This is a genomic window from Paenibacillus sp. J31R122 (genome assembly GCF_056269185.1).
In genome coordinates, this window is sequence record NZ_JBWDNM010000002.1 from 187,622 (window position 1) to 202,101 (window position 14,480).

At 43.2% G+C, this 14,480-nt stretch carries 15 protein-coding genes; 12 read left to right on the forward strand and 3 right to left on the reverse strand.

Going from position 1 to position 14,480, the window contains the following annotated elements:
- Positions 1-42: 42 nt before the first annotated feature.
- The 8 genes from AC0YN7_RS03960 (at position 43) to AC0YN7_RS03995 (ending at position 7,180) form a co-directional block, all read left to right on the forward strand.
- Positions 43-333 carry a DUF1294 domain-containing protein gene (locus tag AC0YN7_RS03960; protein ID WP_475808657.1) on the forward strand — a complete coding sequence of 97 codons (291 nt, stop codon included), beginning with the start codon at positions 43-45 and terminating at the stop codon, positions 331-333.
- Positions 334-462: 129 nt separating this feature from the next.
- On the forward strand, positions 463-2,544 hold the full coding sequence (locus AC0YN7_RS03965) for a HelD family protein (protein ID WP_475808658.1): 2,082 nt from the start codon (positions 463-465) through the stop codon (positions 2,542-2,544).
- A 98-nt stretch (positions 2,545-2,642) separates the two neighbouring features.
- On the forward strand, positions 2,643-2,795 hold the full coding sequence (locus AC0YN7_RS03970) for a hypothetical protein (RefSeq protein ID WP_475808659.1): 153 nt from the start codon (positions 2,643-2,645) through the stop codon (positions 2,793-2,795).
- Entirely contained in the window at positions 2,792-3,889 is a 1,098-nt protein-coding gene (locus AC0YN7_RS03975) for a nitric oxide synthase oxygenase (protein ID WP_475808660.1), read from the forward strand. The genes AC0YN7_RS03970 and AC0YN7_RS03975 overlap by 4 nt, the downstream gene beginning before the upstream one ends.
- Before the next feature lie 90 nt (positions 3,890-3,979).
- On the forward strand, positions 3,980-5,128 hold the full coding sequence (locus AC0YN7_RS03980) for a DUF3900 domain-containing protein (RefSeq protein ID WP_475808661.1): 1,149 nt from the start codon (positions 3,980-3,982) through the stop codon (positions 5,126-5,128).
- A gap of 47 nt (positions 5,129-5,175) precedes the next feature.
- Complete coding sequence (locus AC0YN7_RS03985; protein WP_475808662.1) at positions 5,176-5,535, forward strand: Lin0512 family protein; 360 nt, start codon at positions 5,176-5,178, stop codon at positions 5,533-5,535.
- A 32-nt stretch (positions 5,536-5,567) separates the two neighbouring features.
- A complete protein-coding gene (locus tag AC0YN7_RS03990) occupies positions 5,568-6,881 on the forward strand; it encodes a hemolysin family protein (RefSeq protein ID WP_475809103.1) in 1,314 nt (437 codons plus the stop codon).
- Between the two features lie 47 nt (positions 6,882-6,928).
- Entirely contained in the window at positions 6,929-7,180 is a 252-nt protein-coding gene (locus tag AC0YN7_RS03995; RefSeq protein WP_475808663.1) for a hypothetical protein, read from the forward strand.
- 457 nt (positions 7,181-7,637) lie between these two features.
- Here AC0YN7_RS03995 and AC0YN7_RS04000 read toward each other — a convergent pair whose 3' ends face one another.
- Positions 7,638-7,937 (reverse strand): DUF3817 domain-containing protein, encoded by a 300-nt coding sequence (locus tag AC0YN7_RS04000; protein ID WP_475808664.1) that lies wholly within the window; start codon positions 7,935-7,937, stop codon positions 7,638-7,640.
- Between the two features lie 425 nt (positions 7,938-8,362).
- Between AC0YN7_RS04000 and AC0YN7_RS04005 the strand changes: the two genes are divergently transcribed.
- Positions 8,363-8,953 carry a hypothetical protein gene (locus AC0YN7_RS04005; protein WP_475808665.1) on the forward strand — a complete coding sequence of 197 codons (591 nt, stop codon included), beginning with the start codon at positions 8,363-8,365 and terminating at the stop codon, positions 8,951-8,953.
- Here the strand turns inward: AC0YN7_RS04005 and AC0YN7_RS04010 are convergent.
- Positions 8,937-10,349, reverse strand: coding sequence for a hypothetical protein (locus AC0YN7_RS04010; protein WP_475808666.1), 1,413 nt, complete (start codon positions 10,347-10,349; stop codon positions 8,937-8,939). The genes AC0YN7_RS04005 and AC0YN7_RS04010 overlap by 17 nt on opposite strands.
- A 182-nt stretch (positions 10,350-10,531) precedes the next feature.
- On the opposite strand from AC0YN7_RS04010, the gene AC0YN7_RS04015 reads away from it, so the two are divergent.
- A complete protein-coding gene (locus AC0YN7_RS04015; protein ID WP_475808667.1) occupies positions 10,532-10,816 on the forward strand; it encodes a hypothetical protein in 285 nt (94 codons plus the stop codon).
- Positions 10,817-10,920: 104 nt separating this feature from the next.
- On the opposite strand, the gene AC0YN7_RS04020 is transcribed toward AC0YN7_RS04015, so the two are convergent.
- Entirely contained in the window at positions 10,921-11,541 is a 621-nt protein-coding gene (locus AC0YN7_RS04020; protein ID WP_475808668.1) for a DedA family protein, read from the reverse strand.
- 554 nt (positions 11,542-12,095) lie between these two features.
- Here AC0YN7_RS04020 and AC0YN7_RS04025 point away from each other — a divergent pair.
- Together AC0YN7_RS04025 and AC0YN7_RS04030 are read left to right on the forward strand one after the other, a co-directional pair.
- Positions 12,096-13,499 carry an MDR family MFS transporter gene (locus AC0YN7_RS04025; protein WP_475808669.1) on the forward strand — a complete coding sequence of 468 codons (1,404 nt, stop codon included), beginning with the start codon at positions 12,096-12,098 and terminating at the stop codon, positions 13,497-13,499.
- A gap of 20 nt (positions 13,500-13,519) precedes the next feature.
- Positions 13,520-14,449 (forward strand): serine hydrolase domain-containing protein, encoded by a 930-nt coding sequence (locus AC0YN7_RS04030; protein ID WP_475808670.1) that lies wholly within the window; start codon positions 13,520-13,522, stop codon positions 14,447-14,449.
- Positions 14,450-14,480: the final 31 nt, after the last annotated feature.

The following is a 14,480-nucleotide window of genomic DNA, read 5'->3' on the forward strand; positions in this document are numbered from 1 at the left end:
TTAAAGCCTTTTCTCTTTGATAGAAAGGAAGTGTCATGTCCAATGTCGTTTTATATTTTGATAATTTATTTAATCATTATTAATGCGTATACGTTTCTGCTAATGGGCTGGGATAAGAAGCGCGCCAAGCTGCAGCGCAGGCGAGTTCCTGAGAAGAGATTGTTTATTTTAAGTGCGGCTGGCGGTGCTTGCGGCACGATGCTCGGTATGAAAGCATGGCGTCACAAAACGAAGCATCGTTCGTTTACACTTGGTATCCCGTTTCTGATCGGACTTAATCTTATCCTAGTAATTATGCTAATCTACTTCATTGCAGTAAATGTTAAACTCTAATTGCTTTGTTCTGTTATCCTATGGTATAGTTGGAACTCGCTTTTTTTATAAGACTACATATGACCGCGAAACGATTGCTGTACCGTCAAATTGAACGGTACGGCCGTTTACGCTTGGGAGGTAACTGACATGACGGTTCAAAGTGCCCTTCAAGAGGAGCAGGATCGCTTAACTGAATCACTGCGCGATATTACAGCACAACTGAAAATGATTGGTCCACGCTACAAAGGGGACGACTTTACGGAGCAAATGCTCGATTTGCAGCAAGAGGAACGTAGATTGCGGCTGGAAATTTCGAAGCGCGAGCCATACTTTGGTCGATTAGACTTTCAAGAGCTGCCAAGCAGTGAGATTAAACCTTTGTATATTGGCAAAGCCGGTGTCGCGAAACAAGGGGGCACAGAGCTGCTTGTAATTGACTGGCGCGCGCCTGCTGCGAGTATGTTCTATTCCTTTACGGGTGGGGATTTACCTGCTACGTATCAGTCACCGGATGATGAGATTTCTGGATACGTGCATTTGAAACGGAATTTTATGATTCGTCAGGGAGAAATCGTCCGTCTGGTCGACAGCTATGTGCGAGGCCAGGAGGAAGGCGCGGTAACTGATGAATTTCTATTATATAGACTAGGTGAGAACAAAGATAATAAGCTGCGTGATATCGTATCGACGATTCAAGGCGAGCAGGATCTTATTATCCGTACAGAACGTAATAAAGCGCTATTTATTCAAGGAGTAGCAGGTAGCGGAAAAACAACCGTCGCTCTGCATCGGCTGGCTTTCCTCCTTTATCAATACGCGGATCGAATGCGGGCTGAACGTATGATTATTTTCGCTCCGAACAGAATGTTTTTGGATTATATATCGGGGGTGCTTCCTGAGCTTGGAGTTGGAGATATTCAGCAGACTACGTTCAGCGACTGGACAATCGAGCTGCTCGAAAAGTCAATTACGGTAGTTGATCCTTCTGATACGATGACCTATTGGTTTGAACAGCGACGCACTGCGGATGAAATCGAGCATGCTGCAGGTCGCTTTAAAGGCAGTTTGTTATTTAAAACAGTCATTGACGAACGAATTGCTGATTTTGAGCAGAAAATTGTACCCACCATGTCATTTGTACCTATTGATCGGCTGGAGCTTTCAACCGAGCTTATGCTTGAATGGTATAATACCGATTACGGTGAAGAAACACTTATGAAGAAACGCGATCGGCTCGTGAGCAGAATCCGACGGTGGCTCGAATCTGAGCTGAAGATGAAGAACATTAACGATAAAAAAATAAGAGCAAAAGCAATGGCCAAGTTTAATAGTTATACGAAGAAAATTCCTTCCTATACGGCGGTTCAGCTGTACGCTTCGCTGTTTCAAGGTAAGCAGATTGTTGAAAGCATACCAAAGGCAATGGCGAAGGAAACAGCAGAAAGACTGAAAAAGAATGTTGCAGCTGCCGAGGATTTGGCGCCGTTAGCGTATATCCAGCTTCAGCTGTTTGGACTTCCGAAGCAAGCGTTCGATCACATCGTTATTGATGAAGCTCAGGATTATTCACCATTCCAGCTTGAAGTGCTGCGCTTATGCCAACGAACCGCTTCGATGACAGTATTAGGTGATTTACAGCAAGGTATTCATGCCTATGCTGGCGTTCAAAGCTGGTCGGAGCTAACAGCATTATTCGACGATGAACTGATCGGTTACCACGAGCTGAATAGAAGCTATCGTTCAACGATGGAAATCATCGAATTCGCCAACAAAATATTAGGCGAAATGACGGGCGGCGTTAAGCCAGCCATTCCTGTATTTAGGAGCGGAGACGCTGTTGTAACAGAATCAGTCAGGAATGAGGTTTGGCTGGAATCTATAGAAGCTAATGTTCGCGAATGGCAGGCAAAGGGCGAGTATGAGACCATTTCAGTTATCGGACGAACGGCTTTGGAGTGTCAGCAAATCTATCAGCATTTGGTTGATAAAGGCTTGGAAGCATCTATCGTTCAAAGTAAGCAGCCCGCTTATGGCGGAGGTCTATCGGTAGTTCCCGTTTATCTATCGAAAGGGCTGGAGTTTGATGCGGTTCTAATCGCTGATTCGGGTGAAAATGCTTATGATCGGCTTGATGCAAAGCTGTTATATGTTGGTTGTACACGTGCTTTGCATAAGCTGAAGCTGCTATATCGTGGCAATTTGACATCGTTGCTGGGCGGCGAAGCATAACTTCGGTATAATAGTATTTATACTTAACAAAACAGTGGAAGCACTTCGATATGAACGAAGACGAATAGCTGCTTCCTAAAGAAAGTGGTTTCCTGTTATTGTTACGTTTAGGATACGGAAGCCGGATTGGTCTGTTATACGAGTGGCTGCTTGGACAGCCGTTTATTCTCATCGATCGCCGTGGATTTCACGGCGGTCGTTGTTATTTTATAAGTCTTATTATAGCTGGCGGAGGAGAGTCCCTTTTATGATTACAGCAACCAGCAAAAAATTGGCCGAGCAAGCAGCTTTGTTTATTGGCGAAGCGTATTTCGAGCTAGGCAAAAGTGAACAGGATGCGAAGCATAGAATCGAAGAGGTTACACAGGAAATTGAACAGACAGGCTTCTATACGCATACGTTTGAAGAACTCAAGCATGGGGCGAAAATGGCCTGGCGAAACAACAATCGATGTATAGGCCGATTGTTTTGGCAGTCGTTGGAAGTGTTTGACGCGCGTTATGTTAACGATGAAGCTGGAGCGGCTGAAAGTATCTTTCAACACATGAAATTCGCTACGAACAACGGACGTATACGTCCAGCTATTACGATCTTCCCACCTAATCATTCTCCTAATTGTATTCGAATATGGAATCATCAGCTAGTGCGTTATGCAGGGTATAGTAGCGTCGAAGGGGTTATCGGCGACTCCACTTCATTAGCATTCACAGCAGCATGTGAGAAGCTGGGCTGGAAGGGCTACGGCACCCGTTTCGATCTATTGCCGCTTGTTATTCAGAAGGGGCAACAAACAGCGCAATGGTTCACTTTGCCAGAAGAAACCGTACTTGAAGTTCCTCTTTCTCATCCTGAGAACGAAGCGTTCGAGCAGCTTGATCTACGCTGGTATGCGGTTCCGTTTATTTCGGATATGGAACTGGAAATAGGCGGGATTTCATATAAAGCCGCACCGTTTAACGGCTGGTACATGGGGACAGAGATCGGGGCGCGAAACTTAGCTGATTCGGATCGTTATAATCAGCTGCCGAAGGTTGCTGATTTATTTGGGTTCAATACGACTACGAATACGTCATTATGGAAGGACAAATCCTTAACTGAGCTTAATGTCGCCGTGCTTTATTCATTTAAGAAGAGCGGCGCAAGTATCGTCGATCATCATACAGCGGCAGAGCAGTTCCTTCGCTTTGATAAGCAAGAACAGGATATTGGAAGAACCGTTACTGGCCGCTGGTCATGGCTTATCCCTCCGATGTCTCCAGCAGCGACTGGCATTTGGAATCGTAGCTATGAAGATACCGAGCGAAGCCCAGCTTATCGCCATCAGAAAGCACCCTATATCTTATAAATAATGGTGCACTTGCATGATGAGGTAAAAGGTTCACTACAACTACTAGTTTAAGGAATTGACTATCGTAATTATGGGGGAATAATAAACGTGGATTTTAATTTGCAGTATTTATCCTTCTTCGTCATTCATACCGATGGTGAGGAAAGTGCATCATCTTCCGGCAAACGATTTAAGCATTATCAGACGCTCGATGAGGACTCCTATGAAGACAGCGAAATTCAGAGATTTCTTGACGGTGAGTTTAAGCGAATTGTCAAAAGAAAGGTTGAACGCAACCCGAATACAGCGGGGGCACCAACGAAGATCGGTCGTTTCATGGTTGAACCCGGCTATGAATTAGGAAGCAATCAAAACTATAATCTGTTCCAGCGGCTTCGCGATGCGGATTCGAAGGAACGGTTTATTGGTATAGCGGATGAGCTGGTTCGGATATACATGGATACGAGCGCAGTTAGAGGCGGAGCATTTATAATCGCTCTCTCCAAGCTGAATACGTATTTCGATGAGCCGTTTTTATTTTTGTTGAAGTGTGACTTTGAGCCGAAGATAGCCCGAGTTTCCGATGAGCGCAGCTTAGTATCACAAGTGGAAATGGCGATTAGCGCGCGCAGCATGAAATCAATTCAGTATCCGCATATGCCGGAGGAAGGCATGCTTGAGCATTGGGAGCTGAAAATTCATCAGGCGTCGCACGCAAGATATTTTGAGGACTTCTTAAAATATGTTTCCTATGAGAAGCCGCTACCTGAGGTAATTGGCGACCAAGTCGTTGAAATGGTTCATCAGTACATTGCCGACAAATGGCAAGAGGATGAGAGCTCAGAGCGAAGAGAAGAGGAAAATGCGGTAGAGGTATGGGCTTTGAGCGAAAAGCGCGATTTGCAGGAATGGTGGTCTAAGGAGCAGGTAGAGGTTGCTGCCGCGGCATTAGTAGAGCAAAAACCAGATTTGCCGTTCTCATTCAAGCTGGATAGCGTGACAGTTAAAGGATTGCTTGCAGAATTTGGAGCTTCCATCCATTTTGCCAAGCATAATGGCCGATACCTCGTCGTGATTGAAGGCGATGCCTTCCAATTTGATAAAGGAATGTCGCCCGTTGAGCTGCTGCAGCCGCCTGATTTAGTTGATGTTATGCCGCTGATTGGCAGCAGACAGCCAGCTGATCAGATGGAACCGACGATGAGTCATGGATTAGCGGATGGCGTATCTGACATGGACGAAAGTTGGGAAGAGTAATACGAAGAGGATGTATTGAAAATCCATATAAGGGAGACGATGTATAAGTGGACAACTTATTTTTTATAGAAATTGGCATGGGGTGCGACCTTCACGGTCAAAATATTACGAAAGCAGCGGTACGTGCGGTGCAAAACGCAATCCATCACAATTCAATGCCTGGGCTCCGATCTGTTCTGCCGGGAGGCAGCTTGGACAATATGAAGGTACGCGTTAAGCTGGCGCTGCCTTGCGACCGGGAGCTGCTGGACATGGAGCAAGTGAAGGCTGTTTTGCCATACGGCCAAGTGACTGTTGAACTGGTAGACGGAGGAATGCTCACGACTAGTGGCATCGTTCTGCCAGATAAAGACGATAAAAACGACTTGATCTATATCGTTAATGCGTCTGTAGAAGTCGGCTACTAATATCTACACCCCCTTGCAAGAGGGAGACTATGATGTTTTTAAAACTTGTCATATTTGCTGTATTACTCGTATTTACAGCTTTCTTTGTCGCAACTGAGTTCGCTATTATTCGCATGCGTTCGAGTCGCGTCAATCAGATGGTGATGGAAGGCAAAAAAAATGCCAAAGCAGTAGAAGAAGTGACGACTAATCTTGATGGTTATTTGTCTGCTTGTCAACTCGGCATCACAATTACAGCACTTGGACTCGGCTGGCTCGGTGAACCAACGATTGAACAAATATTGCATCCGATATTCGAGCGATTTCATTTAGTGGGTGAGATTAGCACGTGGCTGTCGTTTATCATCTCCTTTGTGCTCGTGACCTATTTGCACGTCGTGTTAGGTGAGCTTGCTCCGAAAACGGTCGCTATTATTAAATCGGAACAAATCAGCCAAATGACCGCACCAATTATCATTGTGTTCTACAAGCTGATGTTTCCGTTTATTTGGCTGCTTAATGGATCAGCGAACAGTTTAGTGCGTTTATTGGGTTTTAAGCCAGCAAGTGAGCATGAAGCGCATTCGGAGGAAGAGATTAGAATTATTTTGTCCGAGAGCTATGAAAGCGGCAAAATTAATAAGAGCGAGTACGGTTATGTGAGCAAGATTTTCGACTTTGATGAACGTCTTGCGCGCGAGATTATGGTTCCTCGAACAGATATGGTTTGCTTATATGTGGATCAGTCGCGTGAAGAGAATGTGTCAATTATTATGCAAGAGCAGTACACAAGATTTCCTGTCGCAAAAGGCAGCAAGGACAATATTATCGGCATTTTGAATACAAAGAAGTTTTTCCTTCGTTATGAAAGAGATCGTGAGCTGGATGTTGCTTCACTCCTTCAGCCGGCTATGTCGGTTCCTGAAGTGACTCCAATTAAGAAGCTTTTAAAAAATATGCAGCAAGAGCGTGTGCATATAGCCGTGCTGCTCGATGAATACGGAGGAACAGCTGGCATTGTCACGATAGAGGATATCATTGAAGAAATAGTCGGTGAAATTCGAGATGAATTCGATGCGGATGAGGTGAAGGAAATCGAAGTCATCGACACCCAACGATATATGGTAAACGGAAAGGCGCTTATTAGCGATTTAAATGAAACGGCCGGAACGGATTTGGATAACGATGAGGTTGATTCCGTCGGGGGCTGGCTGTTTAATCAAAATCCGGATTTGACTGTAGGCAAGCCTTGGAAGTACCATCATACAACTTTTATTATCCGTGAGCGAGATGATAATCGCATTCGGAAAATTGAAATTAAGACCGATTTCTTAGAAAATGAAATGGATACGAGCGGACATGCATAGGCTAATATAAAGCAGCTTGTCAGCAGACATATGAGCTGTTTCCGAGCATGAACGGGAAGCAGCTCACCCTGTGCTTACGAAGTAAGTTTTGCATTTGCAAACTGTTGAAGTTTACTGGCGAACGAGCGAAAACATTCGAGGTCGTCATTCAGTTTGGTGCGGTACTCGCCGTGCTTGTATTGTATCGGAACCGTTTCGCCAGCCTATTGAAGTTCAACCTCATGAAAAAAATCAAGCTTTCCTGGTTCGCCTATTATCGCTTCGCGCTTGCTGCACTTTTTTACTTTATTGTTCTATAAAATATCGCTAACGTGGAAGCGGACATCCGACCTAAAAGCCTGAGGTCATCGGACGTTCGCTTTTTATTATTAGTCTTTATCCCGAATAAGAACATACGTTTGGTCTTGCGAGAAAGTGGCATTAAGCTCCAAAAACGAGCTAAAAGTCTTTAAATTGCAGAAAATATGGCTTTTAGCTCGAAAAAGGGGATTAAAAGTGGACTTTAAGCACGAAAAACATGTTTAAAGAAATCGAACATATGTTTGGTTGTCGAGAAAACGGCACTTTTTTCTGAAAACGAGCTAAATTCGCGTGAAAAAAAACCAGTCAATTCAGCTTATTTGCCCAAAAAAGGTGGCCAATAGCTTCGTTGACTGGTTTTTTGATTGGTATGATACTCTTAGTATGAACAATAGTTTCAATTGCGTTTAGATTGCGACGATTTTACGATCAGCGATCACTAAAACCGCTCGAAGCTTAATGATTAGATTCATTACGAAGCATCTTCTTGTCCAAAACAAATGTACCAAAAGGAAGAAATGAGGCAATAAAAGCAATTACAACCTTTGAAAAGGACCAGCGATGTTTAATCCAAACATGCAGTAAAGCAAATGCATAAAGTACGAATAATCCTCCATGCACTCCACCTACGATGGTGACAGGTTCATGGATGTCTGCCCAGTACTTAAGCGGCATAGCGATAAATAGAAGAACTAGGAATGAAATACCTTCTAAAATTCCGATTATACGAAATCGGCCAATTGCTGTCTTTAACATGTGAATACCTCCGGGTATAATTTAGTTTCAATGCTGGACGTTCGGTACTCTATCCCTTTCCATGTGAACAATACCGCTTTATTGTTGAAATAATAATAGACGCTCGCCTTTGTTACGCTGCAGCTAAATCAATACACTACTTATTTTATATGAAAAATCCGTAGAAGTGAAATGGAGGATATGTATAATGATTGACAAGTTAGCCGGAACTATTGCTGGGCCTCGTACACGCTGGATTACGTTAGTTTCGTGGATTGTAATTAGAATTTAAAAAGCAGAAAATGAGGGTTATCCTGCATTCAGCATAAGCTGAATGGGAGAGCCCTCATTTAATAGTGGAGCTGGATGCAACTTTTTTCCAAATACTGTCGTCTTACCAATGATATAGAAGTAAAAACGATATATAGAGAAAGTAGGGGTGCCAGATGAAAAACAGGTTACGTTGGTTTAATGTTTTTATAGCTTTTTTTATATTATCAGGAGTTGTAGGCTTTTTTGCATTTTCTAATGAAGCATACGCATGTTCTTGTGTGGACCCAGGAACGGTACAAGAGAGGAAAGAACGGAGCGATGCTGTATTTGAAGGAAAAGTAGTTAGTATTAAAAAAGCGTCTAGCTCGATGTTTAATTCTCAAGGAAAAGCTACGAAAGCCTCCTTTCAGGTAAACCAAGTATGGAAAGGTCATGTGACGTCGAAAATAGAAGTCATCACAGCACTTCATGAAGATAGCTGCGGATTCAATTTTCAAGAGGGAGAACGTTATATTGTGTACGCAAGGTCCAGCGGGAGTGCGTTGGAAACAGGCTTATGCAGCGGTATAACGTTACAAAGTGATGCAAGCGAGCACGTTATTGCACTTGGAAGCGGTTCGATCCCGCCACAGCCTACAGTAGACCCCGATCAAACATTTGGCATATCCATGAATTTGGTAATCACGATCATTTGTTCCGTTTGTTTGCTCGGGATTATACTCATTATTTATAAGAGAAATAGAAGACTCAAATCAAGAACATAGCAACGATCGTCGTTACAGTGAGTCCAATGAGCACCGGCTTCAAATTACGGCGAGCCAGCTCGAAGGGGTCAACTCCGCAAATAGCTGCAGCCGGTATGAGAGCCCAAGGGATGATCGTACCGCCTCCAACCCAAATGGCTGCCACTTGACCGAGTGCAGTTAATGTAGCAATTCCAGATCCGATAGCATGACCAAATAACTGGGCAATAGATCCGGCGAGCGATATGCCCGAGAAGCCAGAGCCATCAAGCCCGGTAACGGCTCCTACTACTGTTAATGTGATCGATCCTATATATCCATTTACCGGAACTACATGTGCTAAAGCAATACCCAGATCGTTCACGATACCGTGAGAAGCTTCAGGAAGCTTCTCGCCGAACATAGCTAGAAAACCGGAGTCACCCAAATAGAAGAAAGCAGCTATCGGGATGACGGGACCGAATACTTTAAAGCCAAAAACGAAGCCTTCGATTAAATAGCTTGTCGTTTTCTCAAGCCCTTTGCCCTTATGGGTAAGCATCGTAATAAGAAGCATGATAATAATCGACGTGCCGCCAATGAGAGCGGTTGCATCTTCACCTTGTAAATCTAATACGAACATGGCCGCTACATCTAATGCAAATAGGAGCGGGATGATGATGGCGAGCCATTTCTTAACGCCGTATGACAATGAATTGCGATCCTCTGCTGCTGCAGGGTCAACTGCTTGAACGGGATCATTTGCGGAGACGATTAGTCCATCTCTCCAGGTACCGATCCGCTGGTCCCGACGCATCATCCAGAAGGCTGCAATTGTTGTTACGAGGCCCATTACGATAACAAGCGGAATGCTTGCCTGCATAACCTCGCTTACCGGAAGACCAGCTGCGTCAGCTGTCAGCTTCGGTGCTCCTTGGATAATATAATCTCCCGATAAGGCTATGCCGTGTCCGAATAGATTCATTGCAACGGCTGCTCCTAGGGCGGGAAGACCGACTCGTATGGCAACAGGGAGCAGTACAGCGCCAATGAGAGCTACTGCAGGAGATGGCCAGAAAAACCAGGAAGTGACCATCATAATAAGTCCAATACCCCAGAAAGCAAGCGCAGGTGTTCTTAAAAACCGAGTAAAAGGCGCCACCATAATTTCGTTTATTCCAGTACGAATGAGCACTCGGCTCATAGCGACGATAATGGATATGATTAATATGGTGCCAATTAATTCCTTAATGGCATAAATAAAGCTGTTAAATATACCGCTAACTGATCCGCTTGCTGATGTGGTTGCCAGAATCCCGATTCCCAAAATTCCCGCAATACAAATTAAAGTCGTATCTCGGCGCATCAGCATAAATCCAATAATGGCGACAATAAATCCCAAATAAACCCAGTGAAGCGCCGCTAATTGAATTTCCATCCTAATCATCCTCTCATGACGTGAACGATAGCCAGCCATTGCTGCTATCGTAGTTCAATGTATGCATGCAGAAGGATAGGCGTTCATCTATGCTGCTTGCTATTGCTGGTGCTTCTAACAGTTGGCTGTGGTATTATGGAGTCAGCAATTACAGTAATAAAAGAATGGAAGGAAGAGCATAATTGATTAACATTACAGTATTGGACGCATCGATGACATTTTCAAAAGAAGATGGCAATGTAGGCAAGGTTCATTTTGGAGTAGAAGGTCATGACAATCAATATGAAATTACATTGCATAAAAGTAGAAAAGCCAAGGAATGGGGCTATGGCTTGTTTTTCTTGAATGAATCCGGCAATGAGGATCAACTGCTAGAGCTGGAGGACATGCTTGAAGAGGATGACGAGCTGTTTGATTTTCTAGTAGAGGCAGCGAAGGAAAAGCTTGAAGTAAATCAAGCTGAGTAAATAAAATAAGCTCATGCGACCAACCTTAAGGGTAATGGTTCATGAGCTTGTTTTTTTGAATAATGCTATTCAATTGAGCTTATTGTCCGCTTGACTGGGATTGATTATAACGAGCGTTCGATTTTTTCCTTTTTTGTCTTTGCTTTAAAATATCTATAAGTTAAGTATCCAAGTCCAACTACCATGAGGGCTGATACGAGCCATTCGCCATATTTATAAATAAGACCGGATAAATCTTGAACTTGATCACCGACAAATGATCCGATAATGAAATAAATGAGTGTCCATACGAAAGCTGACGGATATGCAAACATTATAAAACGACGGAATAGCATTTTATTGAACCCCATGACGTATGGTGTAACATGACGTAAAAACGGGAGACAGAGACTGATGCTGATGGCGTAACCTCCATACTTTTCACCAAGCTGCTCTGATTTAGCGAGAAACTTACTTATATTTTTTTTGCGACTGAACCAATCAGATAATTTGCTCCCTGCAAATCTACCTATGCTATAACCAAATGTCATAGCTGAGCATATGCCGAGGAACGTCATAATAAAAGCAGGAATGGGGGTCAATACACCGGCTGCCGCTAATGCTCCTCCGGTCATAACAACAGCTTCATTCGGAATCGGCAGACCAATTAATCCAAGACATAATACTAAAAATAATGCTACGTATCCAACCTCTTCTATTATGGTTAACAATAATTCATAGCCCATATACACTCATCCTTACTTCCAAAACTTATAATTTATGGATTATCTAATGGATAGATTATCATAGACGAAACATTTAGGATACCATATTTACGAAATGAATTGAAGAAAGGATTCATTTTAACTATTTCGTAACTTTTACCATATCCCAAACGAATACAATGAATTGAAGGTTTTTTTAGCGTTGAAGGGGCGACTGAATAAATGCTTAGTTTTCATCAGAAGGTTGAAGAATTAAGGCGATATGAATCGCTATGTTATACGATATGCGTTACTTTGCTTATAGATGAACTGGTTGCTTGTGAAATAGCAGAGCAAGTGTTGTGTAATTTGTATGGAGATAGCAGCTTTTGGCAGTTGGATGAAGCGGGAAGAGCACCATACCTATTAAAATGTTGCACACGTGAAAGCTGTAATAAAAAACAAAATCGGTACATGCAAACTTCCTGAATTTGAATATTTACATTGATAATTGGTACGGACAGTGATCATAATAGAATAGATAAGGATCCCGTTATTATACATCTATCATAGTGGATTAATCGAAAGGGTGAATAATGAGCATTAATCAGTCACGGAAAAAAATAACGATTGCCCTATTTGTCGCAACATTTTTAGCAGCGATAGAAGGGACAATTGTCAGCACCGCAATGCCGAGCATAACCGGTGAATTACATGGCATCCAGCAGTACAGCTGGATTATTTCCATTTATTTGTTGGCAACGGTTATAACGACACCTGTTTATGGCAAACTCTGCGATCTATATGGACGCAAGAAAATTTTCATTATTGGAGCGCTTATTTTTTTGGCGGGGTCAATGCTGTCAGGTGTCTCGCAATCGATGAATCAGCTTATTTGGTTTCGTGCTTTACAAGGCTTGGGGGCAGGGGCTTTAACGACGATTCCATACACGATAATAGGCGACTTATATCCGTTTGAACAACGCGCGAAGGTACAAGGATGGATGTCCAGCGTTTGGGGAATAGCTGGTATTTCAGGTCCGCTTTTAGGCGGTCTACTAGTCGATTATGTCTCGTGGCGAGCAATATTTTATATGAATCTTCCGTTCGGTATTGTAGCTATCTATTTGCTTACCACATCACTAAGAGAAACGCTAAATAAGAAAAAACGGCATATCGATTACCCAGGTATTGCTACCTTTACTATTGGTATGTTCAGCTTTTTGTATGCGATGACCTTATTGCGGGGCGGGGATGAAGGCACAAGCTCCAATTTGCAAATAGGGCTTTTATTTGGATGCGCAATTGTATTTCTGAGTTTGTTTGTTGCTATTGAACGTCGTTCACCTGAACCAATTATTCCATTTCAATTATTTCGTAATCGCATAATCAGCATGGCTAACTTAAATGGTTTTCTGATTTGTGTGATTAATGTTGTAATTATCTTTTATTTGCCGCTCTGGATTCAAGGGGTGTATGGTAAACCCGCAACGTACTCTGGTCTGGTGATGATACCATTATCAATTGCATGGCCGCTCGGTTCTATTTTTGCGGGAAATTGGATTGCGAAGAAGGGCCTGCGTTACATAAGCGTTATAGGCGCATGCTTTCTACTCGGAGCAAGTATTGGGTTTTCGTTATTAAATGCGGCAACACCGCTCTTATTGTTTGTTGCTTATACGCTTATGGCTGGTTTTTCGTTCGGATTGTCTTTAACGTCGTTGACTGTGGCCGTATCTTCATCCGTAGGCTGGGAACTTCGAGGCTCTGCGATTGCCAGCTTTAACTTTATTCGTACTTTAGGACAAACTATAGGTATAACAGTGTTTGGCTTGCTTTTGCAAACCGGTCAAGCAGATCGTATTGAAGCGGGTGCGCTAGAAACAAGTCTGCATCATATTTTTATTTGGACAGCCATATTGTCAATATTTGTCGTATTCGTTTCGATGGGATTACCGAAAATGCAGCAAGCTGAACAGCAGCAAAGAAATGCTTCTTAGTAAGGAAGGTAGATTGGAGAATGAAACAGTTGGATCTCTCAGCTCTTAGCACGCAGCTATCAGAATGGAAAATAAATGCTGTAATCGTCATGCAAGGCGAACAGGTCGTTCAAGAATGGTATACTCGCGGTCTAGATACTATAGGCCCGCTATATTCCTGTACGAAGAGCGTTCTTTCCGCTTTAATTGGTATTGCCATGGACAAAGGCTACTTGCAAAGTGTGGAGCAGTCAATGACAGATTATGTCACCCATCCGGAAATAAGCGGAAAGTCATTTGAGCATATTCGAATAAAACATTTGCTTACGATGACACCTGGATTTGACTGGCCAGACTTCGATAAGCCTTACAAGGCGCTTAGAGCTTCTACCGATCCGATCGGATTCGTGCTGGAGCAGCCGCTCATCCATGAACCAGGAGAATCCTTCACTTACAATTCAGGCGGCTCGCATCTATTGTCGCATATATTAACTGAAGCTACTGGCGTGAGCGCCTTAGAGTTCGCGAAGGAGCATCTGTTTCGCCCGCTTCAAATTCGCAGCGCCCGCTGGTCGCAACGTGAGGGCGTTAATGAGGGAGGCACAGGACTGTATTTGTACGGTCGCGATCTAGCTAAGCTCGGAGCGTTGTATATGAAGAATGGTGAGTGGGACAATGTTCAGCTGCTATCTGCAGAATGGATTCAACAATCATCGAAGCTGCATCACAAAGGGCTTCTGCATTATGAACCTCCTATTTATGGCGGGTACGGTTTTCATTGGTGGATTTCACCTGCGAGCAGTAATGGTCAGGTCGATTGTTATTTTGCATTTGGACATGGTGGACAATATTTGATGGTCGTTCCAGAGCTTGAGCTTACCATTGTTATTCGTAAGCAAATTACGAAACGGAATGATGCCATATATTCCAGACGGCTAATTTTCGAACATATTTTACCGACTTTTCAGTAGAATTAGCTTGAGTGTAAAAGTTATAATTTTC